Genomic DNA, 23510 nt, shown 5'->3' with positions numbered 1-23510 from the left:
TCCCGGTTGGCCGGATCGGGGCGGCGGTCTCTCGGTAAAAGCCACTATGGCGACGGCGCGGCCGTGACGCTAGAGTGGGGTAGGAAAAATTCGCAGGAGATCGATATGGCAGCCTACAACCGTATTTTGCTGTGCTACGACGGTTCGCGCGAAGGCCGCAAGGCTTTGCGCTGCGGCGCTAATCTGGCACTCGACCTGAAGGCCGAGACGCATGTGCTGGCGGTGGTCGACATTATCTCGAACGTCGCGCAAAGCGGCGGCATCATGGCCGACGTGACTTGCAGCGCGATCGAAACGACCACGCGGGAGATCCTGGAAGAAGGCGTGCAGTGGCTGACCTCGCGCGGCGTAAGTGCGACCGGGCATCTGGCGCACGGCCGCCCGATCGAGGAAATCCCGCGTCTGGCGGAAAAGCTCAATGCCGATCTGATCGTGGTCGGGCACCAGACACGCGGCACGCTGGCCCGCTGGTGGGCCGGCGGCTCGGAGAGCGCAATGCTGCTCGACCGGGTCTCGTGCAGTTTGCTGGTGTCGGTGGGGGCCGATTCCGAGCAGTCCTGAAGGTCTTGGCGCGTTGCATGGCGAGTGCCATGCCGCACGGCCGGCCAGCCGGCCAATGCGCACGGCAATTTTCGGCGCCAGGACCCTGCCGCCTCATAGCGCGGCGGCGGTTACCGAAATCTCGACCAGCAGTTCCGGACGTGCCAGACTGGCCTGTACAGTGGCTCGGGCGGGCGCGCATTCAGGCGCCACCCATGCATCCCATACTTCGTTCATGCCGGCGAAATCGGCCGCGATGTCCTTGAGCCAGATTTGCGCGCTCAATAGCCTTGTCTTGTCGATGCCGGCATCGGCCAGATAGCCATCGATCTTCGCCAACGCCTGGCGCGTTTGACCCGCGACGTCCTGCGTGGGGTCGCCAGCGGTCTGGCCGCCAATGAAGACCATGCCGTTATAGACCACCACGCGGCTCATGCGGGTGCTTGGATGAATGCGTTGAATGTGATTCACGAGGGTTCCTGTCGAAGTTGAGGAAATTGAGGATTCATTTCACCGGGCAAACTGCTCACTTGGGAAAACTGGCGCGTTCGATGCCGCCATCGGCCGGCACGGCCATGGCGACTTCGCCCAGCGTAATCGGCTTGATGGGCGGTCGGATGCGGTAGTAGCCGGCTTGCGGCACGGTTGTGCCGTGCGCCTGGGCCAGCAGTTCAGCGACCGTGAGGCCGCAAAACCGCCCCTGGCAAGGGCCCATGCCGCAACGCGAGAACGACTTGGTCTGGTTCGGACCAACACAGCCCAGCTTCGCCATGGCGCGGATGTCGCCGGCCGTGACTTCCTCGCAGCGGCAGACGATGGTGTCGTCCGCGGGCGGGCGGCGGAATGGGTCGGCGGGGCGATAGAGCGCATCGAGCAAGGGGCGAATGGCCAGATGCCGGGCGAGTTCGGCGCGCGGCCCGGAGGCTGCCGCATCGCGCTCGGCCGAATCGAGCCCGACCAGGCGATGCGCAAGCTGGAGTCCGACGAGCCGACCGGAGACTTCGGCTGCCAGCGCGCCGGCGATGCCGCCGCCGTCACCGGCCACGAAAATGTCCGCGACACTGGTTTCGCCCCAGACGTCGAGCTGCGGGCGCCAGCATAGCTGCGCTTCGTCCCAGACGTGGTCGCAGCCGACCGAACGCGTGATCTGCGTGTTCGGAATCACACCCTGATGCAGCAGCACCAGCGGCGTCGTCAGGCGGTGCATGCGGCCTGCGGCCTCGTATTCGACCGCCTCGACCCGATGCGTGCCGCGTAGTGCGAGGCTTTGCACGTGCTTGACGTGCTCGACGCCGGCATGCCGAATCGCACGCAGCATTTTCCATCCCTTGGCGAGATAGGCCGGCGCGCGCAAGGCGCCGGGCAGATGCGGCAGGGCGGTGCGGTAAGTGCCGGGAGCGGTCGTGTCGAGCAGCGCGCGAATCTCGATGCCGGCCTGCAGCAATTGCCAGGCGAACAGATACAGCAGCGGCCCGCAGCCGGCCAGCACCGCGGGCGCGCTCGGCGCCAGCGCGGCGGCCTTCAGGAGCGTTTGCGCGGCACCAACGCCCATGACACCCGGCAGCGTCCATCCCGGCACCGGGAAGGGCCGTTCCTGCGCACCGCCGGTCAGGGCGATGGCGCGCGCGGCGATTTGCAGCGTGCCGCCATCGGGGCCCTGGCGGGTGACGCTCGCCCGCTTGTCCGGCGTGATCTGCCAGGCCAGCGTTTGCGGCCAGTAGGTGATGCCGCTGCGCGTGAACGCGTCGACCAGCGCTCGGCCGCGAAGGTAATCGGGGCCGAGCACGCCGGGGTTTGCCAGCGGCGAGTGACTGACGTTGCGGTAGATCTGGCCGCCGGGATACGGATTTTCATCGAGCACCAGCGTATCGACACCGCGCCGGTGGGCTTCGAGCGCGGTGGCCATGCCGGCCGGGCCGGCGCCAATGACGAGCAGGTCGACTTGTTTTTCTGTCATGCGATGCTCCTTGCGCCTTGCATGCGCCGCACCTGCATGCCGTCGCGCACCAATGTCATGCAGCCTTGGCGATTCGGCACGCCATCGATTTCGAGCAGGCAGTCGAAGCACACGCCCATCATGCAAAAAGGTGCACGCTCGTTGTCGCCGACCGGCGTGGTGCGGCAGGCAAGATGCCCAGCGGCCAGCAGGGCGGCTGCCACGCTCAGGGTGCCGGGCACCTCGTGCATTTGTTCATCGATATAGATCCGCACAGTTGTCTGCTGCGCAAGAGGCAGCGTCTTAAACAGCAAATCGGTTGGCATAGAAAGTGTCCAGAAGAGCGGGGCGATCGCCCCCGAGAATCCATGGCGCGACGGTGTCGCAATGCGCGGCCGCCAAAGTCACGCCGCTGTGGCAGGTCGCCAGATAGGCGCCGGGGTGGCTGGCCGATTCTTCATAGATCGGCAGGCCATCGGGCGTCATCACCCGCAGGGCGCCCCAGGCGCGCACCACCCGCACGTGCTCGAGCAGCGGAAACGGTGCGATGGCGCGCCGCGCGATGTCGGCCAACACGTCCGGCGTGACGCCGTCGTTGAAACCCACGTCCTCGGCCGAATCGCCCACCAGCACCGAGCCCTCGACCGTTTGCCGCACATAGATGGTCGGATGGGCCAGAAACGGGCGGACCCGCTCGGTTACCAGAATCTGGCCGCGCAACGGCTTGACCGGCGCACGCAGGCCGACTTGCGGCGCCAGCGTGCGGTTGCCGAGTCCGGCGGCCAGCACGACGCGGCCCGCCTCGAGCGTGTGGCCATTGGCCACGCGCAGGCGAAACGAGCCGCTGGTCGGGTTGATTTCAGTGACGTTGGCGTTCGGCGCATACTCGCCGCCGACCCGCTCGTAGGCCGCGAACAGGGCCCGCAGCGTATAGAGCGGGCTGACGTGCCCGTCATTGGGAGAATAGATGGCACCGGCGGCGTGCGGACCGACGGCCGGCAGCCTTTGTGCCAGCTCTTTGCTCTCCAGCACTTCGAACTTCAGGCGCGGCTCGGCGAGATGGAGGCGCTGCATCGCTTCGGCCTTGCTCGCGAGCTCCTCCCGGGACTGCGCGATATTGAAGCCCCCCGGGCGGCAAAAGCCGATCGAGACACCGCTGCGCGCGAGTAACTCGTCGGCAAATCCCTGCCACGCATCGGCCGAATGCAGCGACCAGCGGGCATAGTTGACGCAGTTGGCGCCTTTGCCTTGTACCCACACCAGCCCGAAATTGCCGCGCGCGGCGCGCAGCGCATTGTCCTCGCCGTCGCATACGACGACTCTCTTGCCCCGTTTGGCCAACCCAAAGGCGATGGCCATGCCGACCAGGCCGCCGCCGACCACGGCGATATCGAAAGTTTTTTGCATTTAATGACTTCCCACTAACACTTTGTTCAAGCCGTAGATGCGGTCAAGGAACACCATCACCACCAGAACCAGCGCGATGAGCACGGTGGAGACGGCCGCCACCGTCGGATCGACGGTTTCGCTCATGTTCATGTAGATGCGCACCGGCAAGGTGATGGTGGCCGGCGCGGCAACGAAGATGGTGGCGGTGAGTTCGTCGAAGCTGCTGATGAATGCCAGGACCCAGCCACCCACCAGGCCAGGCAAAATCATCGGCAGGGTGACACGCCGAAAGGTGGTCCAGCGTCCGGCGCCCAGCGAACGCGCCGCCTGCTCGGCGTCGCCGGCCATGCCGGTGAGCGCGGCCATGATCAGGCGCAGCGCATACGGAAATATCAGCAGCACGTGGCAGGCCACCAGACTCGCGAACGAACCGCTGATATTGACGAGCGTGAAGAACCGCAGGAAGGCGATGCCGAGCACCACCGGCGGAATCATCAGCGGCGAGAGCACGAAGGCATTGATAGCGTCGCGACCCGCAAAGCGATAGCGCACCAGCCCCAACGCGGTGGGCAGTGCGAGTGCCGAGCTGATCGTGGCCGCCAGCACGCCCAGCCACAGGCTGGTCTTGAACGCCGAGTTGAAATCGTCGCTGTGCCACAGCGCGATAAACCAGCGCAGCGAGAAATGGCGGGTTGGAATCGTCAGGAAATCGTCGGGGGTAAAGGCCGACAGGCACACAACCACCAGCGGCGCCAGAATGAACGCGAGAAACAGGCCATGGAACAGCAGGGCGCCTGCGCCGTTGCGATCGTGATGTTTCATGACACACCTCCGAGCCGGCGTGTGACGCGTCGCTCGACCACGCGGTTATAACCGGCGATGATGACGAAGTTGGCCACCAGCAGAATGACCGCGATGGCGGCGCCGCGAGGCCAGTTGAGGGTGCCGAGAAACTCGTCGTAGGCGGTGGTGGCTACCACCTTGAGCCGCCGCCCGCCGATGAGCGCCGGGGTGGCGAACGCGCTGGCGGTCAGGGCGAACACAATCAGGCTGCCGGAGAGAATGCCTGGTGCGATCTGCGGCAATACCACCCGCCACATGACGGTGGCTCGCCCGGCGCCCAGCGAGCGCGCCGCGTGGCCCACGGCCGGATCAAGGCGCGTCAGCGAAGTCCAGACCGACAGCACCATGAGCGGCACGAGCACGTGCACCATGACGACGATGACGGCACCGAGCGTGAAGAGCATCTGGGCCGGATGCGCGATGAGCCCGAGCTTGAGCAGCAGCGCATTGATCGGCCCCGTGCGGCCCAGCAGAATCGACCAGCCGAGCGTGCGCACGACCACCGACACCAGCAGCGGCCCGAGCACCGCCACCAGGCACAGCGAGCGCCATGGATCGCGCATGCGAAACAGAAAATACGCCTCGGGAACCCCGACCAGAACGCACAGCAGCGTGACCGCCACCGAGAGCACCAGCGTGCGCAGGAAAATCGTGTAGTAGTAGGGGTCGCTCAGGACTGCGACGTAGTTGCGCACCGACGTGGTATTCACAATGCCGCCCACGTCGAGATTGAACCCCCGCAGGCTCAGCACGAACGTCAGCGCCAGAGGCACCGCCAGCAGCAGGATGAAGTAGAGCGCCGCGGGGAGCGTCAACGCCAGGCCATGATGCGCGCGATTGCGATTCATGCGTTTTCCTCCACCGGGCGCAGGGCATCGTCGCTCCAGTCCAGGTCGACCGTGTCACCTTCGCTGGCAGTGGGGATGCCGTCGTTGAGCAGAAACACCTGCAGCGTGCCCAGTCCGGTTCGGACGGTCAGCACCCAGTGATTGCCATGGAACATCCGCTGCTCGATGCTGCCGCCGAGGCGGCCGGTGCCGCTTGCAACCACGCGAATGCGTTCCGGGCGCAAAGAGAAGGTCGCGCCATCGCGACTGGCGGTGCCGGGCGGCAAATTGAAGCAGTTGCCATTGGCCCTCAGCACGATGCCGGACGCTCGCGACTCGATTTGCCCGCTGATCAGATTCGTGTGTCCGATGAAATGCGCCGCAAAGGTGTGACGCGGGTCTTCGTAAGCCGTGTGCGGCGTATCGATACGCACGATGCGGCCCTGATTGAGCAGTACGATACGATCGCTGATGGCCAATGCCTCGGCCTGATCGTGGGTGACCATGATGGTGGTCGTGCCGACTTTGCGCTGAATCGCGCGCAGCTCGCCCTGCATCTCTTCGCGCAGCTTGGCGTCCAGATTCGAGAGCGGCTCGTCGAGCAGCAGCAGCGGCGGGGCGATTACCAGCGCGCGCGCCAGCGCGACGCGCTGACGCTGCCCACCCGAGAGTTCGCGCGGGTAGCGCCCGGCATGTTGGCCCAGGTGCACCAGTTCCAGCGCGTCCTGCACCCGGCGCCGGCGCTCGGCGGCGCCCACGCGGCGCATCTCCAGGCCAAAGGCGACGTTCTGCGCCACCGTCATGTGGGGAAACAGCGCATAGCTCTGGAATACGATGCCCAGCCCGCGCTGCTCCGGGGCAATCGGCGTCAGATCGCGGCCTTGCAGCAGCACACGGCCAGCGCTCGGCTCGGTGAAGCCGGCGATCATTTGCAGGGTGGTGGTTTTCCCGCAACCGGACGGTCCCAGCAGGGATACGAATTCTCCCTGGGCGACCGTCAGGTCGATCGAGTCGACGGCAATCGTTGGCCCGAAGCGCTTGCCGAGTTTTTCAAGGTGTAGATAGGGTGTCATGGTGCTCTTGCTGGACGACAGACAGACTGGGCGAATCCGGCATCTGGCGGTTGCCCGGAAGGCCGGATTCAAATGGCGCGCGATTCGGTCTTATTGTTCGATTTCTCGGTTCCAGCGCTGCGTCCAGGCGTTCCGATGCTGGTTGACGACGTCCCAGTTGACGCGCACGAGCTTGCTGATTTCGTCGGGGCTCGGTACCTCGGCAGCCACCGCGGGCGGCAACTTGGTGTTGCGGTTCGACGGCCCGACGCCCTGGCTTTGAGCCAGGATCGCTTGCACGTGCGGCGACAGGATGTATTGCACGAACTTCTGGGCCAGCGCATTGTGCGCCGAACTCGCCACGACGCACACCCCCATGCCCAGCGCGACGGCGCCTTCCTTCGGATATACGAACTTGACCGGCAGTCCCTGGTCTCGCAACGCCTGCACGCGACCGTTGCCCCACACCGCCAGCGCGATTTCGTCATCCCCGAACATCTGGGCGATTTTTCCCGGCGAGGGATCGAACGACAGCACGTTCGGAGCGACCGATTTTTTCATGACCGCGAAGCCCGGGCCGATGTTCGTTTCACTGCCGCCGTTGAGCTTGGCCTCCATCAACAGCGCGTGCAGTCCATACGTGTTGATGATGCTCGGCATCACCAGCAACCCCTTGTATTTCGGATCCGCCAAGTCCTTCCAGGAAGTCGGCGGCGCCCAGCCCTTTTGTTTGAAAAGATGCGTGTTGTAGGCGATGCCGGTGGCGATCAAACCGACCGCCACGGCACGGTCGCCCTTGAAGCGGGCGATATCGTAGAGATCCTTGTAGACGGGCGCGTCGGTCAGCTTGCCGCACAGGCCCAATTGAATCGCCTGGTACATCGGGCCGTCGTCGAGGAAGGCCACGTCGATGCCGGCCTTGCCTTTTTGTGCCTCGAGTTTGGCCAGCGTCGTGGTGGAGTCGCCCGGCACGGTGACAACCTTCACGTCCCCATTGCTTTTTTCGAATGGGGGAATGACGTCTTTTCTCAGCATTTGCTCAAACGACCCGCCATAGGCGCCGACGTACAGCGTGGTGGTGGCATGGGCGTTCGAGACGCCCACCGATACGACGGCGGCCATCGCGGCCGCGAGTCCGAACTGACGCAATACAGGGGATAAACTCATTTTTACAACCTCCTGGCTACAAGCATGTTATAGGGGCGACAACGTTTTTTTCTTTACTATCGGCTTGATTTTTCGAATAATCGTCGTCAGGAAAGATGAAGTCAAATCACATTTTTTGCGTCGTTCATACGCAAATGTTATACAGCGAATCCAACGACTCCCCATGAAAATACGGCAACTGGAAGCCTTTCATGCACTGATGTTGCGGCAAACCGTGACGCGTGCCGCGCAGATGCTTCACATCTCCCAGCCGGCGGTCACGCGCCTGATCAACGACCTGGAGGCCGATGTGGGTTTCCCGCTGTTCGATCGCGCCAATGGCCGGTTGCATCCGACGCCCGAGGGGCTGGCGCTGTTCGAGGAAGTCGAACGCTCGTTTGCCGGCATGGAGCGCATTGCGCAGACCGCCGAGCAGATCAAGTCGCTGCGGCGCGGCTCGCTGCACATCGCGGGTGCGCCCGCCGTCGCGCTGGAATTTTTGCCGACCACGCTGACCGGTTTTTTGCGCGAGCACCCCGGCATCGACACCACGCTGCTGATCCACAGTTCGAGAACGGTCGTCGATTTGGTGGTTGGCCGGCGTTGTGACGTGGGTTTCATTGCTCATCCGCTGACGCACCCTGGAGCGCATGTCGAACTCATCGTGAAGGCGCCGATGCGCTGCGTGCTGCCGCTGGGCCACCGGCTGGCCGAGCGCGCGGTGATTACGCCCGAGGATTTGCACGGCGAGTCGTTCGTCTCCTTTCCCAAGGAGTTCGACGGCCGGGTGGCGATCGATCGGGAGTTCGCCGCCCGGCGCGTCGATCGCGTCATCACCTCGGAATCGCAGTTGTCGGCGACGCTGTGCGTCCTGGTGCAGCATGGCGCCGGCGTCGCGCTCATCGATCCGATCACGGCGCGTTATGCCGCCGGGCGCGTGGTGGTCAAACCGTTTATTCCGGAGATTTGTTCGGAATACTCACTCGTGGTGTCGAACCAATGGCCGCTGTCGCGGCTCGCGAGCGCGTTCGTCGATTATGCGAGAGATCGCTTGACGGAAGTGGTGTCGGGGTAGGGGGCGGGGAGCCCGGGGCGCTCGGGTTGCGGCCTATGGCCGAAGCAGTGCCTCGGCCGCGCGGCTGACCTCGTCGGCGAACTGGTGCGCCGCATGATCCGGGCTTTGCCGGGGACGCTCGATCAGGCCGATTTCACGGTGAAAGGCGGCGTCGCCCAGATCCAGCGCGCATACCCCTGCCGGCCACGCGCCGAGTCCGGCCGCCCTGGGCACGAGCGCCACGCCCACACCGCGCGCGACGAGTTGCACGATAGCCTGCAGTTCGTCGAGTTCGACAACGTCCTGCACATTCAAGCGCGCGCGCCGCAGAAAGCGCTCGACCAGCCTGCCGCCGAAGGAGCTGCGGTCGTAGCGAATGAACGGCGCGTGCTTGAGCAGGGCGCGCCACGGTTGTCCGGCAACCGCCTCGGGCACCAGCAGTACAAATGGCTCCCTGACCAGCGGACGCCATTTCAATTCGGTGGGCAGCGCGAATGGCGGCCGAATCAGCACGGCGATATCGATTTCTCCCGCATCGACCTGGCTCAGCAGGTTCAGCGACACCCCGGGCACGATACGCAGGCGCCAACCCGGCAGCCGCTGCCGGAATGTTTCGATCGCGCTGGCCAGAAACGACACTTGTGCCGAGGCGATCGCCCCCACGCGCAGCATGCCGCTTTTTTCGGCGGCATCACCGTGTCGGCCCAGCCGCGCATAGAGCGTCATCAATTCGCCGGCCAGCGCCAGCGTCTGGCGGCCATCGCTGTTGAGCCGCGCAGAGCGGCCGGTACGGTCGAACAATGCAATGCCCAGTTCTTCCTCCAGCCGCTGTATCTGGGCGCTGACGGCCGATTGCGTCAGCCCGATGTGCGCGCCGGCGGCGGCGAATGTGCCGTGTTCGGCGACGGCCATGAATGTCTTGAGTTCGCGCAGCATGACGATTCATCAAAAAAAATGATTGTAAGATCAAAAATATATCGCTTTTAAGCAATTTTCGTCATGCATATAATGGTTCTGGTAGCGTCGATCGCGCCGGGCAAGCGCATGGCGGATCGACCGGGCCGTTTTCATCCCCACTTCGAGTTGCCAAGACATGAGCCAAAACAGCGCGACCATCCCCCCTTTCCATCTGGCCTTTCCGGTGCACAGCATTGCCGCGGCGCGGGCGTTCTACGGCGAATTGCTGGGATGCCCCGAGGGGCGCAGCGCGCCTGAATGGGTGGATTTCAACTTCTATGGCCATCAAATCGTCGCGCATCTCGCGCCCGAGGAGGCAGGGCACCGCCAGACCAGCGCGGTCGACGGCGATGCCGTGCCGGTACGCCACTTTGGCGTGGTCCTGACGATGCCGCAATGGCAGGCGATGGCCGACAAGCTGACGCAGGCCGGGGTCAAATTCATTATCGAACCGCATATCCGCTTCAAAGGGGAGGTGGGTGAGCAGGCGACGATGTTCTTTCTCGATCCGTCGGGCAATGCCGTCGAGATCAAGGCATTCGCCGATATGGCTTCGCTGTTCGCGAAATAGGGAATACGACGCGGCAGCGCCATGATGCCGGTTATCGTGCCGTCCGGCGATCGATGCCTGATCGTCGAATTCGATGCATCCGATCCGTTTGCAGCGAATCGCTTCGCGCGCGCAGCGGCCGCGTGCATCGAAGCCGCCGCGCCGGCTGGCGTGACCGACGTGGTGCCGGCGTTGCATACGGTCGGCGTGCATTACCAGCCGCATCGCGTGCCGTCGTCCGGCGCCGTGCCGCCGCATCTGGCATTGACGAAAATCCTGCAGTCGGTGCTTGCCGATCTGCCGCTGCCGGCGGCCAGTGACGCACGGGTTATCGATCTGCCCGTGTGCTATGGCGGTGATTGCGGGCCGGATCTCGAGACGGTTGCCGCCTTGTGCGATCTGCGGCCGGCGCAGTTGATCGAGCTGCATTGCGCGGAACCGGTCGAGGTGTTGATGCTCGGTTTCGCGCCGGGCCATCCTTATATCGGCCGTTTCGATGCGCGCCTGGCGCCGCCGCGCCGGACCACGCCGCGCACCGTCGTGCCGGCCGGCTCGCTGGGCCTGGCGAACCGTCAAACGGTGATCTATCCGATGAATCTGCCCGGCGGCTGGCATTTGATCGGCCGCACGCCGCTGCCGCTGTTCGATGCGCGGCGTGGCTCGCAGCCGTGTTTGCTGCGCCCGGGCGACCGCGTGCGTTTTGTGCCGATCGAGCCGGATGAATTCGCGGCAATGCAGGCGGGTCAGGGTGGGGCGCCATGAGCATCGAAGTGATCAAACCGGGCATGCTGACGACTTTTCAGGATCTCGGCCGCGCCGGCTATCAGCATCTTGGCGTGCCGGTCAACGGCGCGATGGACGAGCGCTCGCACCGGCTGGCGAACCTGCTGGCCGGCAACGCGTCGACCGAGGCAACCCTTGAAGTGACGCTGATGGGCCCGACGCTGCGTTGGCACGCGCCGGCGACGATCGTCATTTGCGGCGCGGATCTTCAGCCCAGCCTCGACGATAAGCCGATCCCGATGTGCCAGCCGGTGCCGGTTGCCGCCGGCGCGGTGCTTGCATTCGGAAGACGGCGCAGCGGCGTGCGTGCTTATCTGGCGGTGCACGGCGGCTTCGGGCTGACGCGGGTGATGGGCAGCGCCAGTACGTATGTGCGGGGCGGCTACGGCGGACTGCGCGGCGAGCCGCTGCGCCGGGGCGACGTGATTGCGCTGAACGACGCGTCGCCAACTTTGCCGCGCACCGGCAAAGGCGCGCGCGCAGCGGCGCTGCCGGTCTTGCCGCCTGCGGTGCTGGGCGCGCCCGATGCGCCATTGCGCGCGATGGCCGGACGCGAGTGGGCGATGTTTTCCGCGAAAGCGCAACGCACCCTGGTCGGCGAGCCGTTTCGCATCGATCCGCAATCGGATCGGATGGGCTACCGCCTGGCAGGCCCGGCGCTCCAACTTGGCGCGGCGCGGGAAATGATCTCCGAGGCGGTCGGCTTCGGCACCGTCCAGGTGCCGCCCGACGGTCAGCCGATCGTTCTGATGGCCGATCGGCAGACGACCGGAGGCTATCCCAGGATCGCGCACGTTTGCGCGGTCGATCTACCGCGGCTGGCGCAGAGAATGCCCGGAGAGACGGTGCGGTTCCAGCTGATCGATCTCGCTGAAGCGCAACGATTGATGCTGCTGCAGGAAGCGGCGTTTGCGGCGGCGGGTGAGCAATGAGCGGGAACTCGAACGGCTGCGCAATGTTTATTTAACATAATATATATTATGCGTAATATAAGTGCGCCCAGAATTCCATGAAAACCACCCACCGGTCTTCGAACTGCGGCCAGCCACCGATCCTCGCGGTCTTATCTAACGGTTGTCATCGACGTCAAGTGTTGCCCGGGCCGTAAGAGAGTTAACCTTGCGAGCGACTTGCGCGGAACGCTCCAGTTTGTTCCAGCCGACCCCGCGACGCCCCACGAAGTGCCATAGCGCCACCACGTAAGGCGCCATCATGAAAATCGGCCACATGCACCACTTCAACGGCACGTGAAGAATCTCGATTTTTCTCTCCTTCACGTGCCAGTAGATCAGCGCGACGCCGATCCAGTCCAATGCTACGCAAGCTCCATAGAAAATCAGCAAGCGTGAAAAAATGGCGTCCCGTATGAAGAAAAGCGGAAAAACAACAAACAGAAATTTCAGAGGTATCGCCAGGAAGTTGTCAAATATGAACAGAGGCAATCCCAGCAGCGACATTGCATTGCGTGCCCTTAGCTGTCCCAGATGCAGAGCCGTACATTGCATATTCCCGTAGATCCAGCGCACCCGCTGACGAAACAGCGAGCGCCAGGTGATCGGCGCTTCCGTGTAGACGACCGCAAGTGGTTGATAGACTCGCCGGAGGTTCGATCGGGCGAGCTCGAGCGACAGGTCGGTATCTTCTGCCCTGGTCCTTGGCGTAAAGCCACCGGCTGAGATAAGCGCGGATTTTTTGAAGGCACTCCCGACGCCTGGCAGCGTGGTGATGGCGTTACAGTGGCTTTGGAAAGTTTTGATGGTACTCAACGTGCACGTGTATTCGATACTTTGAAACACGCACTTGAGACATTGACGGTTTCCTACCTTAACGTTGCCTGCCACGGCGTCCGCATGACCGAGAACGATCGGTCTCATGATCTTTTGCAGAAAATCGGCTGCGACAACGGTGTCCGCGTCGACCGTTACGATGCATTCGGAACGAGCGGCCCGAACGCCGGCGTTCAGCGCCCTTGCCTTGCCAACGTTCTGATGCAATGTCACCAGTCTTACGCAGTCGTGGTCTGCGGCGATAGCGTCCACGATGTCACTGGTGCGGTCGCTCGATCCGTCATCTACCACAAGGATTTCCAGCCGTGGATAGTGAGTCTTCAGCAAGGAGTGGACCGTTGCCGCTACGACTTTTTCTTCGTTAAAGGCGGGCACCACAACGGAAACGCTGGGCCATGCGCTGTCACGCACAGCCCGCCTTTTCGACGTTCGTCTGTTGACAATAAGCTTTGCCCGGATGGAAGCGATCAGCGCAGAAATGCAAACCAGCCGAGCGGAAAACAGTGTCAGAAGCGCGAGACAAAAAATGCTGGCCGGGTGGTTTTCCATGGGCTAGAAGAAATCTATTGATTGGCAATGGCCATCCCCGTCCGTTTCATTGATTTTTTAATAATAATAGTACTAATTAAGAACAATTAAATATGGACTACGAATAATGATATATTTTTTAGATATACAAACGTTTTCCGCCATGACGATAAGCTGGAAGTGCTGGCGATTTTCCGCTACTGTTCGTCGGATCGGATTGGCAAGAGTCGGTTGGGTGCCTCAGGGCGGTCTTCGTGCTTTCCGGGTGCGCCACGGAGCAGGGGCGGTAACGTGCTTGAACCGATCGGAGACAGGAGAGACCCGCGGCGGTTGCGCTCACCGGTGCCTGAGCGGCGGATGACTCGCCCACCCCACCAGCCGATCGCAAGAAACTGCGGCCACGTGCGTCTTACAGATGGTTACAGAATTGACGCGGCAGTTGCACCGGCAACAGGCATTCGCTCTTACGATTTGAACTGTCGGCCGCCGTGCAACATCGAATAAGCGAGAATTGACCAAACGGCGAGCCGGGTACCCTGTCAAGGAGTGGATTATGCGACGCATCGCCATTATGCTGGGAGTTGGAGCCGCGGCCTTTTGTTTGTCTGGCGCGGCATCGGCCCATGTCGACCTCGGCCTTTATTTTGGTGTGCCGGGCCCCGTCTACGAGGCACCTCCCGTGGTTTATCAAACGCCGGTCTATGAGCCGCCTCCGGTCTACGCGCCGGGCCCGGTGGTGTATTGGGGTGGTTACCGGCGCGACGATGATTGGCGCCATCGCTGGCACGACAACGGCTGGCATCGGGGCTGGCGGCACCACGAAGACGACGATGATGATTGAGTCGACGTTATTTTTAATCAATAACTTTAAATATTTTCAGTAAATCACGGATTTTATATAATTTATATTTTCTCGATCCGGAGATAGTTGATGAGAAAAACAACATATCTTGGCGCCGCTGCGGTTGCAGTGGCGCTTGTTCTGTCGGGGTGTGCGGTACCGCCGAATTATGGTTACGGCGGCCAACCGGCCTATCAGCAACCGGCCTATCAGCAGCCGACCTACCAGGCGCCGGCTTATCAGCCGCCGCCGAGCTACCCGCCGCCGGGCTACCAGTCACCTGACTATCAGTCGCAGGCCCAAGCCAATGGCGTTCTATACGGGCGCGTCGAATCGATCGACACCGTGCCGACACCCAATAATGGCCCCAATGTGCTGGGTACGGTGGTCGGCGGCGCCGCGGGTGGGCTGCTTGGCAACCAGATCGGCGGCGGCCGCGGCAGAACGGCGGCCACTATTGGCGGCGCGCTGATCGGGGCGCTGGCCGGCAATCAGGTCGAGCAGCAGATGGGCGCCAACAATGTCCTGTACCGCATCCGGGTGCGGTTGAACGACGGGCGCATCGCGACCGTGACACAGGCATCGCCGCCCAATAACGTGCAGATCGGCAGCCGGGTGCAGGTGGTCAACAACACCGTCGTGCCCTATTGATATTGGCTGAGTTCGCCGGCCCCGGTGCCGGCCCGCAGCACGCGGGTGCGTCCAGTCGGGTGCGCCCGCCACCTTCTCCCCTCCCCGCCGACGCGGCTAAAACCGTGGCGATCGCCTACTTCCCCTGGAGCGAGCTGACTTGCCGCAGTTGAAGTCCCATCCGGACTTCATCGTAGAACTTGCCGTCGACCACCAGCACCTCAGGCTCGCGGCCGTAGCTGACGAAGCCGGCCGATTCGTAGAGCTTCATGCCGCCGGCGTTGTCGGCGTTGACGCTGACATTCACATAGCAGATATCGGGGTTGGCGCGGGCCCGGGCGATTGCCGCCTGTAACAGTGCCCTGCCGACACCGTGGCCGCGTGCTTGCGGCGCCACGTACATCCCCCAGATAAATCCTTTGTGGGCCAGCTTGCGCATGGATTCGCGCCCGAGCCCGGCCACTCCGATCAATTGGCTGTTGTCAAACGCGCCAAATACCGCGTGATCGCGGCCGGCGGCGAGGCGATCCTGCACCACGGCGAGCGGAAAGTCTTTTTCTTCCTCGTAGCTCGAGCCGAACGCCGTGGGCGTCTCCTGCAGCGCCGCCAGCCGAAGTGACCGAAAGCTTGCCGCATCTTCCGGCGTCAATTGACGGATTTTTACGCCGCCAAGGAAAAATTGCTTAAAACTGGATAGAACCCCGTACATCTTCGATGTCATTTCCAAACCGATGGTTAGCGCGGATTGCCGGCCAAAGCATAGCCGAAGCGGTCGGGCTTTGGGGAATTTGACGTGCCGAAGCAGGCCGCTTGCGCCGCTCTCGAGGCAGCGTGCCGGCGGCCGTGCGTGATTTCTCGCCCACGGCCGCCGACACGCGGCTCGTGCGCGCCAGCACGGCATAGTTCATTGAGTGTCGCGATGCGGCGCAGTTCAATCGACGGGCGAGATCGTACCGCGGACGTCGCGGCCTCCTTCGGCCCACGCCCACCCCGCCGCCGTCCGTCTCGCCTGCTTTCACGGGAATTTCATTGACCGCTGGTAGGCTCGTGAAGCCGTGCGCGATGCACGTCCCGATGACAGCGCCGCGGACCGCCCGAGTGGTTCGCCCGCCGATGCCCGTCTCATTCCCTATTCGACAGAATCTATGACCGGTTCCTGCGCCAGACTCGATGTGCCCCGGATTTCATGCGTGATTTGCGCCTTCAACGAGGCGCCGAGAATCGGCGCGGTATTGGCCGTGGCGGCGGCCCACCCGCTGCTGGCCGAAGTCATCGTCGTCGACGACGGCTCGACCGATGGGACCAGCGAGGTCGTGCGAGCCTTTCCCGGGGTGCGCCTGCTCAGCCACCCCTCGAACCAGGGTAAGAGCGCGGCCATGGCGAGCGGCATTGCCGCGGCGCAAAGCGAATGGCTGATGCTGCTCGATGCCGACCTCAAGGGACTCGGCGCTCAGCACATCAGTGCCCTGGCCGCGCCGGTGCTGGCCGGGCGCGCCGAAGTCAGCATGAGCCTGCGGCAAAACAGTCTGCTGATTTTTCGCATCATCGGCCTCGATTTCGTCTCGGGCGAGCGCGTTGTCAGAAAGGCGCTGCTGAGCGAGGCGCTCACGGAAATTCACGGCCTGCCGCGCTTTGGCATCGAGGTCTTCATGAATCGCCTGATCATCACGCGAGGCTTGCCGATCGCGGTCACCCATTGGCCGCATGTGACGCAATCGCGCAAGACCGAAAAACTCGGCTACTGGCGCGGCCTGCGCGCCGAATGGCGGATGATCGCCGATTTGTTCAAGGCGGTCTATCCGATGGCCTTGCTCAGCCAGACTTGCCAGCTGTTCTCGCTGCGGACCGATCACGCCGAACGGGCCAGCTTCGCTGCGCGCATCCGAAAGCCGCGCGACCATGCGGCATGAGCCTGTCCCGCGACCTATTTGACGGCGCTCGCCGGCCGCTGGGTGCGGCGCCATAGCGCGAGCGCGGCAAAGCCGCCGCAGCCGAGCAGCAGCGGGCAGTAGAGCGTGGCAAAGCGCCACAGAATCAGCGCGATGGCCATCACGGAAGCCGGCACCCACGGGGCAAAGGCGGCCGCCAGACCCAGGTCGCCACTGCCGCCGCCGGCCGGCACACCGGTCCAGAGCGCGGCGTGCAGCACCAGGCCCTGTACCACCAGCACCAACCCAAGCGGCAAGCGGTAACCGAGTTCGAGCAAGGCAAACCACAGCACGCCATAGCGCAACAGCCATTGCGTGGCGGTCAGCCACAGCAGCCCGAACAGCCGCCAGCGGCGCTGCGCGAGCAGCAGCGCGACCTGCTGGTGGACATTCCGGCGAAATTCGCGCACGCGGGCATGCCGCAATCTGAGCCACGGAATGCGGGCTGCCGTGGCGTCGAGCCCGGCGCCGACCTGACGACGGTATCGCCAGAACAGATAGACCGCTGCCGCCAGGCCGGCTATCAGACCAAGTGCGACGCGTCGATCGAGGGTGGGAAATACGGCGCTCAGCGGCGCCAGCGCAAAGGCCAGTCCGAGCGGAATGGCGGTGCCGAAAAACAGCAGATCCAGTGCCTGGTCCGCGCCGACCGCGGCCGTGGCGCTCGCCCACGATGCGCCGGTGCGTTGCAGCAAGGCCATGTTTACGCCATAGCCGGCAGCACCCAGCGGCGACACCAGAAAAGCGAAATCCGTCACGACCGTGATGGCGAGCGTGCGCGCAAACCCAAGGCGTATGCCGAGCGCGCTTTGCAGCAGCAGTTGCTTGCCGGCCTTGGCCAGCGCGCTCAAGACGGCGCTGGCCGCGAGCACCGCGAACACGCATGCGGGCAACGCACGCAGGCTGGGCAGCATCGCATGCGTACCCAACAGGAACGGCACGCCGAACGACAAGGCAACGCCGGCCACGGCGAAAACGGCCGCGGCGCGGCGTATTCGCGCTGCGGCCCCGAGCGCGGCAGTCGACGAGGCGCCGGCGTCCTCGGAGTCGGTGGCCGCACGACGTTTCATGAAGCGATTCTTTGCGTTGCGAACAGTCCGACCATGACGTGTTCAAGTGATAAGCGGCATCGGCGACGTTGATTCATCGCACGATCGGGCAAATCTTCGCACCGCTTGATGACAATATGATGTGAGCGCGCGGCGTCACGTCACTGCCACATTGTGCTTTGCCGCCCCGCCCCAGGAATATGCGCGACGACGGACTCGGGCCGGCGGCTGACACGGCGGGCCGTGATTGGCGAGCGCGGAGTTCGCCCGCAAGCCGCCTGTTGCCGGTGACTCAGGCTACCGTGAATTGCCCCATCATGCCGTTGGCCTCATGTTCGAGGATGTGGCAGTGATACATATACGGATGCGCGGCATCGGCCAGCTGGGTGAAGCGCATGCCCACCCTCACCGTCTCGCCTGTGCGTACCAGCACGGTGTCTTTCCAGCCGCGCTCCCATGCCGGCGGCGGGCTGCCGTTGCGCGAGAGCACCTGGAACGCGACGCCATGGATATGCATCGGGTGCGCCATTTCCCGATCGTTCACGAACTCCCATATTTCAACGCTGCCGAGCCGGGCCCGCTGATCGATGACGCTCATGTCAAAAAAGCGGTGGTTCAACGAGAACAGGCTTTGCCCGGCGATACCGAGACTCATGCCGCCAGGCCCGGAATTGGGCGGTGCGCCGCGATCGACTTGAGCACCCATCGACTTCATGTTTTTGCCCATGCCTTGCAACGTAATCCGGCGCACCGGGGCGCCAGCCAAGGCAAGCGCATCGATATCGGCCAGCCGCTTGGGAACCGAGGCCGATGCTCCCGTCGGCCGAGTGACATTCAAGCGCAACACGTCAAACGTGCGCAAGTCCCAAGTGTCCCAATCGTCGGATGAACTGCCCAACCGATGGGCGACCTCGCCGGACCGGCTCTGCAGCAGCAGCGCCCTGCCCTGATCTTTGGCAAGGTCGACGACGATTTCGGCCCGCTCGCCCGGGCCCAGCAGCAGCGCTCGCGTCGCAGCAGGCCTTGCCAGCAGGCCCGAATCGGAGGCAATGACGTCGAAAGGACGGTTGTCGTTCAGCGCGAAATTGTACGAGCGGGCATTCGAGCCGTTGAGCAGCCGCAGGCGCACACGCTGGGCCGGAACATCGACATAGGGGCGTTCGCGGCCGTTGACAAGGAACCGGTCGCCTTTCATTCCCATCAGGTCGCGCATTGCCTCGCTCATATAGAGCAGTTGCCCGCTCGCGGCGATCCGGCGATCCTGGACAATTACCGGGATGTCGTCGACGCCCCAGGTATGCGGCAAACCGAGTTTTCGATCGATGCCGTCGTCGACGAGCAGCATGCCGGCGAGCCCCGCATAGGCCTGCGCGCCGGTTCGGTATTCCGTGTGAGGGTGATACCACAGGGTCGCACCGGGCTGGTCGAGCGTGAAGCGGTAGTCCAGCGTCGCGCCGGGCTGGATCGGACTATGCGGTCCGCCATCCATATCGCCGGGCACGATTGCGCCGTGCCAGTGCGTGGTCAGCGATTGTGCGAGTGCGTTGGTCACGCGGATGTGAACGGGACGTCCGCGCGGGATGGACAGCACCGGTCCGAGCAGCGCGCCGTTATAGCCCCAGGTGGGCGTGCTCAAGCCTTCGGCAAGTGTGCTGGCGCCGGCCTGTGTGGCGAGTGAGTAGCGAAGCACGCCGTTATCGAGTCTTCCCCTCAGCCTGGGGGGAATCGGCAGCGCCCGGCGAAAAGGCGCCGGCGCGGCGATGTCCGCGCCAGATCCGCCGATGCTCATGTCCAGATTGCCATGTCCAGAGCTGCTCATCTTCATCGGCATGGTGTGGCGGCCCTGGGCGCGCGCCAGGCCGATGAGCGCCGGGGCCGAGAGCAGCGTGGCCGAAGCCATGCGCAGCGCTTGCCGCCGTGCGGGCTGCGCGGGGCCGCAGCTCGACTGGGCAATGCCATCGATGTCGTTCTCAGGCGCTGCGGTATTGCGTCGCCGAGGTGTTGATTTCATGGTTTGCTTCTTCCCTGTGAGAGAGTGCATGCGGGTTCTGCCAGTCCTTTCAAAATATCGTGCCACGCATGAGATGACATGACGTTCGGACCTTCGACGCCAAGCGGCCGCAGCCGCAGGAATCAAACCTGCGACGGATCGTGCGCCTTCCCGCGGCTGGAAAGTCAAGTGCTATTTCGCGTAGGCATGGGCCTGCGGTTGCCCGGCCCCGCCGAATGGCTTGCCCGGCAAAGGTTGATCCATGTCATGAACGATGGTGCCCAACAATGCAATAGTCCAAAACACCAAGGCAGGAAATCAAGAAACAACCATTGGGGGGACACCGTTCGCGCCAGATCGCAGGTCACATGCCGGCGTCGTCCGAAGCGAGCCATTCCGCCCTGTGCAATCGTCGAGGGGAAATACATGACAGTGGCCGAAGCGTTGCTTGATAAACAGGAGATCTTTCCGCCGCCGGAGGCATTCGCCGCTGCTGCGGCCATTCCCGGCATGGCAGCCTACCGGACCCTGATGGCCGAGGCAGAGCGCGATTACGAAGGCTTTTGGGCGCGCCTTGCACGCGAGACACTGAGCTGGAAGAAACCTTTCGCCAAAGTGCTGGACGAGACCGCCGCGCCGTTCTATAAGTGGTTCGAGGATGGTCGGCTCAATGCGTCGTACAACAGTCTCGATCGTCACGTCGAAGCAGGTCATGGCAACCGGGTCGCGATCATCTTCGAGGCCGACAACGGCGCAGTGACGCGCGTGACCTACCGCGATTTGCTGCTCCAGGTGTGTCGGTTTGCCAATGCCCTCAAAAAGCGCGGCATCAAGAAAGGCGACCGAGTCGTCATCTATATGCCGATGTCGATCGAGGGCATCGCGGCGATGCAGGCATGCGCGCGCATCGGTGCCACGCATTCGGTCGTGTTCGGCGGTTTTTCCTCGAAAGCGCTGCACGAACGGATCGTGGACGTGGGCGCGGTCGCCGTGATCACGGCCGACGAACAGGTGCGCGGAGGCAAGGTGTTGCCGCTCAAGCAGATCGTCGACGAGGCGCTGGCCATGGAAGGCTGCGACGCGGTGCAAAGCGTCATTGTCTATCGGCGCACCGGCGGCAATATCCCATGGGTGGCCGGGCGCGATCTTTGGATGCACGAATTGACCCGGGGTGAAAGCGATAGCTGCGAGCCCGAGTGGGTCAGCGCCGAGCATCCGCTGTTCATCCTCTATACGTCGGGCTCGACCGGCAAGCCCAAGGGCGTGCAGCACAGCACCGGCGGATACCTGCTGTGGGCCGCGCAGACCATGAAGTGGACGTTCGACTGGAAGCCCGGCGATATCTTCTGGTGCACCGCCGACATCGGTTGGGTGACCGGCCACAGTTACATCGCTTACGGGCCGTTGGTGCTCGGCGGCACCCAGGTCGTATTCGAGGGCGTGCCGACCTATCCGAACGCGGGCCGCTTCTGGGAGATGATCGCGCGCCACCGCGTCAGCGTGTTCTACACCGCGCCGACGGCGATCCGCTCGCTGGTCAAGACCTCAGAGCTGGATCCGAACACGCGCCCGACGGCATACGATTTGTCTTCGCTGCGCCTTCTCGGCACGGTCGGCGAGCCGATCAGCCCGCAAACCTGGCGCTGGTACTACGACCAGGTCGGCGGTGGACGCTGTCCGGTGGTCGATACCTGGTGGCAAACCGAAACCGGCGGTCATATGATCGCCCCGATGCCCGGCGCCACCCCGCTGGTGCCCGGATCGTGCACCCTGCCCCTGCCCGGCATCATGGCTGCCATCGTCGACGAGACCGGTCAGGAGGAACCCAATGGCCAGGGCGGTCTGCTGGTCATCAAGCGGCCGTGGCCGGCAATGCTGCGCACGGTCTGGGGCGACCCGGAGCGGTTTCGCAAAAGCTATTTTCCCGAAGAACTGGGCGGTCACCTCTACCTGGCGGGTGACGGCGCGACGCGCGACAAAGATACGGGGTACTTCACGATCACCGGGCGTATCGACGATGTGCTCAATGTTTCCGGGCACCGGCTCGGGACGATGGAGATCGAGTCGGCGCTGGTGGCCAATCCGCTGGTCGCCGAGGCGGCGGTAGTGAGCCGCCCCGACGAGCTGACCGGCGAGGCGATCGTCGCCTTCGTGGTGCTCAAGCGGCAAGGCCCCGGGGACGGCGATGCCCGCCAGCTCGCCGACGAATTGCGCGCCTGGGTCGGCAAGGAAATCGGCCCGATTGCCAAACCGAAAGACATCCGTTTCGGTGAAAATCTGCCCAAGACGCGCTCGGGAAAAATCATGCGGCGGCTGTTGCGCTCGATCGCCAAGGAAGAGGGTATTACGCAGGACGTGTCAACTCTCGAAAATCCCGCTATTCTGTCTCAGTTAGGAAAATCATACTGATCGCGTTGTACCTAACCAATTAACAATATTTCTTGGGAGACCGCTCATGGCTGAAGCAACGCAAGTGAAATTTTCTAATCCGGCCCCGCTTGGACTGGCGGGATTTGCCCTGACCACCTGGCTGTTGAGCATGATCAACGCGGGTTGGTTCAGCGGGGATGCGATGGGCATGGTGCTGGCCTGCGCACTGGCCTATGGGGGCACTGCCCAGGCCATCGCCGGGATCATGGAATTGCCCCGTGGCAATACCTTTGGCGCCACGGCTTTCCTGAGCTACGGCGCGTTCTGGTGGTCTTTCGCGCTGTTCGTCCTGTTCCTGCACGATAAAGTGCCGGCGGCTTTCGTGGGCTGGTACCTGTTCCTGTGGGGGGTATTCACGTTGTACATGTGGGTTGGCACGTTCCGTGCGGCACGCGCGTTGCAACTGATTTTCCTGGTGTTGTGGATTACTTTCTTCTTGCTGGCAGCCAGCGAGTGGACCGGCTCGGCAGCGTTGCACATGGCTGGCGGCTACTGCGGCCTGGTCACGGCAGTACTGGCCTTCTACCTGTCGGCAGCCGAAGTGATCAACGAAGCACATGGGCGTACCGTGCTGCCCATCGGCGCGCCATAAGCGTTGTCGCCACGCTCCGCCGGGCGTGCCTGGCGGAGCGTCGATTGCTCCCGAGTGTTTGCGAACGGCTCTCGAACACCCGCGGAGCACATCGTCATACGAGGGCGCGACGCCTGCCTCGAAAAGCCGTTAGGAGGTCGACGTCATGAGACGCCTTTATTTTCTGCTGCCCGATGTGACGACAGCAAAGTCGATTGTCACCGAATTAATGGTGAACCGCATCGAATGGCGGCGTATTCACATCATCGCAAATAGCGACGTGCCGCTCGAAGGACTGCCGGAAGCCTCACTCCTGCAAAGCAGCGATCTGATTCCGGCACTTGCCCGCGGCAGCGCCGCCGGCGGCATCACCGGGGCACTCGCGGGGCTGACTGCAATCGCCTTCCCGCCTGCGGGTCTCACGATCGCCGGCGGTGCCGTCGTCGCTCTCACCCTCGCGGGTGTCGGCTTCGGCGCCTGGATGGGAACGATGATCGGCTCGAGCGTGCCGAGTTCCAGGCTAAATGACTTCCAGGAGGCCGTCGAGGGCGGCGCATTGCTGATGATGGTCGACATGCCGCCCGATCGGGTCGAGGAAATCAGCCAACTGATCAAACTGCGCTATCCGCTGGCCGTTATCGAAGGAACCGACCCCACCATCCCGCCCTTCCCTTGATCG

General features: G+C 63.5%; 24 protein-coding genes. 11 read left to right on the top strand and 13 right to left on the bottom strand.

The window, feature by feature from the left end; genetic code table 11:
- Nucleotides 1-105: 105 nt before the first annotated feature.
- Nucleotides 106-561 (top strand): universal stress protein, encoded by a 456-nt coding sequence (locus PATSB16_RS09270; protein WP_047213879.1) that lies wholly within the window; start codon nucleotides 106-108, stop codon nucleotides 559-561.
- A gap of 93 nt (nucleotides 562-654) precedes the next feature.
- Here the strand turns inward: PATSB16_RS09270 and PATSB16_RS09265 are convergent, their stop codons facing one another.
- From PATSB16_RS09265 to PATSB16_RS09230, 8 genes are all read right to left on the bottom strand, one after another.
- Entirely contained in the window at nucleotides 655-1011 is a 357-nt protein-coding gene (locus PATSB16_RS09265) for a RidA family protein (protein WP_047213878.1), read from the bottom strand.
- 55 nt (nucleotides 1012-1066) lie between these two features.
- Entirely contained in the window at nucleotides 1067-2497 is a 1431-nt protein-coding gene (locus PATSB16_RS09260) for an NAD(P)/FAD-dependent oxidoreductase (RefSeq protein WP_047213877.1), read from the bottom strand.
- Complete coding sequence (locus tag PATSB16_RS09255; RefSeq protein WP_156884692.1) at nucleotides 2494-2802, bottom strand: (2Fe-2S)-binding protein; 309 nt, start codon at nucleotides 2800-2802, stop codon at nucleotides 2494-2496. Before PATSB16_RS09255 ends, PATSB16_RS09260 begins: the two co-directional genes overlap by 4 nt.
- A complete protein-coding gene (locus PATSB16_RS09250; RefSeq protein ID WP_047213876.1) occupies nucleotides 2780-3883 on the bottom strand; it encodes an NAD(P)/FAD-dependent oxidoreductase in 1104 nt (367 codons plus the stop codon). The genes PATSB16_RS09255 and PATSB16_RS09250 overlap by 23 nt, the downstream gene beginning before the upstream one ends.
- Nucleotides 3884-4687 carry an ABC transporter permease gene (locus PATSB16_RS09245; RefSeq protein WP_047213875.1) on the bottom strand — a complete coding sequence of 268 codons (804 nt, stop codon included), beginning with the start codon at nucleotides 4685-4687 and terminating at the stop codon, nucleotides 3884-3886. It lies immediately after the preceding gene.
- Nucleotides 4684-5556 carry an ABC transporter permease gene (locus tag PATSB16_RS09240; RefSeq protein WP_047213874.1) on the bottom strand — a complete coding sequence of 291 codons (873 nt, stop codon included), beginning with the start codon at nucleotides 5554-5556 and terminating at the stop codon, nucleotides 4684-4686. The genes PATSB16_RS09245 and PATSB16_RS09240 overlap by 4 nt, the downstream gene beginning before the upstream one ends.
- Nucleotides 5553-6608: an ABC transporter ATP-binding protein gene (locus tag PATSB16_RS09235; RefSeq protein WP_047213873.1), complete on the bottom strand. Its 1056-nt coding sequence runs from the start codon at nucleotides 6606-6608 to the stop codon at nucleotides 5553-5555. The genes PATSB16_RS09240 and PATSB16_RS09235 overlap by 4 nt, the downstream gene beginning before the upstream one ends.
- Before the next feature lie 90 nt (nucleotides 6609-6698).
- Nucleotides 6699-7754 carry an ABC transporter substrate-binding protein gene (locus PATSB16_RS09230; RefSeq protein ID WP_047213872.1) on the bottom strand — a complete coding sequence of 352 codons (1056 nt, stop codon included), beginning with the start codon at nucleotides 7752-7754 and terminating at the stop codon, nucleotides 6699-6701.
- 163 nt (nucleotides 7755-7917) lie between these two features.
- Between PATSB16_RS09230 and PATSB16_RS09225 the strand changes: the two genes are divergently transcribed.
- Nucleotides 7918-8808, top strand: coding sequence for a LysR substrate-binding domain-containing protein (locus PATSB16_RS09225; protein WP_047213871.1), 891 nt, complete (start codon nucleotides 7918-7920; stop codon nucleotides 8806-8808).
- A gap of 33 nt (nucleotides 8809-8841) precedes the next feature.
- Here the strand turns inward: PATSB16_RS09225 and PATSB16_RS09220 are convergent, their stop codons facing one another.
- The gene (locus PATSB16_RS09220) at nucleotides 8842-9723 is read right to left on the bottom strand and encodes a LysR family transcriptional regulator (protein WP_047213870.1); all 882 of its coding nucleotides are present in this window, start codon (nucleotides 9721-9723) and stop codon (nucleotides 8842-8844) included.
- 157 nt (nucleotides 9724-9880) lie between these two features.
- Here PATSB16_RS09220 and PATSB16_RS09215 point away from each other — a divergent pair, with 157 nt between their 5' ends.
- From PATSB16_RS09215 to PATSB16_RS09205, 3 genes are read left to right on the top strand one after another with little or no spacing between them, the layout of a single operon-like run.
- A complete protein-coding gene (locus PATSB16_RS09215) occupies nucleotides 9881-10315 on the top strand; it encodes a VOC family protein (RefSeq protein ID WP_047213869.1) in 435 nt (144 codons plus the stop codon).
- Between the two features lie 21 nt (nucleotides 10316-10336).
- Nucleotides 10337-11056 carry a 5-oxoprolinase subunit PxpB gene (gene pxpB / locus PATSB16_RS09210; RefSeq protein ID WP_047213868.1) on the top strand — a complete coding sequence of 240 codons (720 nt, stop codon included), beginning with the start codon at nucleotides 10337-10339 and terminating at the stop codon, nucleotides 11054-11056.
- Nucleotides 11053-12009: a 5-oxoprolinase subunit C family protein gene (locus PATSB16_RS09205; protein WP_047213867.1), complete on the top strand. Its 957-nt coding sequence runs from the start codon at nucleotides 11053-11055 to the stop codon at nucleotides 12007-12009. Before pxpB ends, PATSB16_RS09205 begins: the two co-directional genes overlap by 4 nt.
- A 135-nt stretch (nucleotides 12010-12144) precedes the next feature.
- Here PATSB16_RS09205 and PATSB16_RS09200 read toward each other — a convergent pair whose 3' ends face one another.
- Complete coding sequence (locus PATSB16_RS09200; protein ID WP_062551264.1) at nucleotides 12145-13413, bottom strand: glycosyltransferase family 2 protein; 1269 nt, start codon at nucleotides 13411-13413, stop codon at nucleotides 12145-12147.
- 532 nt (nucleotides 13414-13945) lie between these two features.
- On the opposite strand from PATSB16_RS09200, the gene PATSB16_RS09195 reads away from it, so the two are divergent.
- Together PATSB16_RS09195 and PATSB16_RS09190 are read left to right on the top strand one after the other, a co-directional pair.
- Nucleotides 13946-14233 (top strand): hypothetical protein, encoded by a 288-nt coding sequence (locus tag PATSB16_RS09195; protein ID WP_047213866.1) that lies wholly within the window; start codon nucleotides 13946-13948, stop codon nucleotides 14231-14233.
- A 90-nt stretch (nucleotides 14234-14323) separates the two neighbouring features.
- Complete coding sequence (locus tag PATSB16_RS09190; protein WP_047213865.1) at nucleotides 14324-14884, top strand: outer membrane lipoprotein; 561 nt, start codon at nucleotides 14324-14326, stop codon at nucleotides 14882-14884.
- Nucleotides 14885-14999: 115 nt separating this feature from the next.
- Here the strand turns inward: PATSB16_RS09190 and PATSB16_RS09185 are convergent, their stop codons facing one another.
- Nucleotides 15000-15512: a GNAT family N-acetyltransferase gene (locus PATSB16_RS09185; RefSeq protein WP_335645851.1), complete on the bottom strand. Its 513-nt coding sequence runs from the start codon at nucleotides 15510-15512 to the stop codon at nucleotides 15000-15002.
- Nucleotides 15513-16008: 496 nt separating this feature from the next.
- On the opposite strand from PATSB16_RS09185, the gene PATSB16_RS09180 reads away from it, so the two are divergent.
- On the top strand, nucleotides 16009-16773 hold the full coding sequence (locus tag PATSB16_RS09180; RefSeq protein WP_072628630.1) for a glycosyltransferase family 2 protein: 765 nt from the start codon (nucleotides 16009-16011) through the stop codon (nucleotides 16771-16773).
- A 14-nt stretch (nucleotides 16774-16787) separates the two neighbouring features.
- On the opposite strand, the gene PATSB16_RS09175 is transcribed toward PATSB16_RS09180, so the two are convergent.
- Both PATSB16_RS09175 and PATSB16_RS09170 read right to left on the bottom strand, forming a co-directional pair.
- On the bottom strand, nucleotides 16788-17861 hold the full coding sequence (locus PATSB16_RS09175; RefSeq protein ID WP_047213863.1) for a lysylphosphatidylglycerol synthase transmembrane domain-containing protein: 1074 nt from the start codon (nucleotides 17859-17861) through the stop codon (nucleotides 16788-16790).
- Nucleotides 17862-18132: 271 nt separating this feature from the next.
- Nucleotides 18133-19851: a multicopper oxidase family protein gene (locus PATSB16_RS09170; RefSeq protein WP_072628629.1), complete on the bottom strand. Its 1719-nt coding sequence runs from the start codon at nucleotides 19849-19851 to the stop codon at nucleotides 18133-18135.
- 405 nt (nucleotides 19852-20256) lie between these two features.
- On the opposite strand from PATSB16_RS09170, the gene acs reads away from it, so the two are divergent.
- From acs to PATSB16_RS09155, 3 genes are all read left to right on the top strand, one after another.
- A complete protein-coding gene (gene acs, locus PATSB16_RS09165; protein WP_047213862.1) occupies nucleotides 20257-22239 on the top strand; it encodes an acetate--CoA ligase in 1983 nt (660 codons plus the stop codon).
- Nucleotides 22240-22285: 46 nt separating this feature from the next.
- The gene (locus tag PATSB16_RS09160) at nucleotides 22286-22852 is read left to right on the top strand and encodes an acetate uptake transporter (RefSeq protein WP_047213861.1); all 567 of its coding nucleotides are present in this window, start codon (nucleotides 22286-22288) and stop codon (nucleotides 22850-22852) included.
- A 145-nt stretch (nucleotides 22853-22997) separates the two neighbouring features.
- A complete protein-coding gene (locus PATSB16_RS09155; protein ID WP_047213860.1) occupies nucleotides 22998-23507 on the top strand; it encodes a hypothetical protein in 510 nt (169 codons plus the stop codon).
- The last annotated feature ends 3 nt before the right edge of the window (nucleotides 23508-23510 follow it).

The sequence above is a fragment of the Pandoraea thiooxydans genome, assembly GCF_001931675.1.
Taxonomy (GTDB): Bacteria; Pseudomonadota; Gammaproteobacteria; order Burkholderiales; family Burkholderiaceae; genus Pandoraea; species Pandoraea thiooxydans.
Note: the sequence above shows the minus strand (reverse complement) of the source record. Positions and strands in the feature narration are given on the sequence as shown.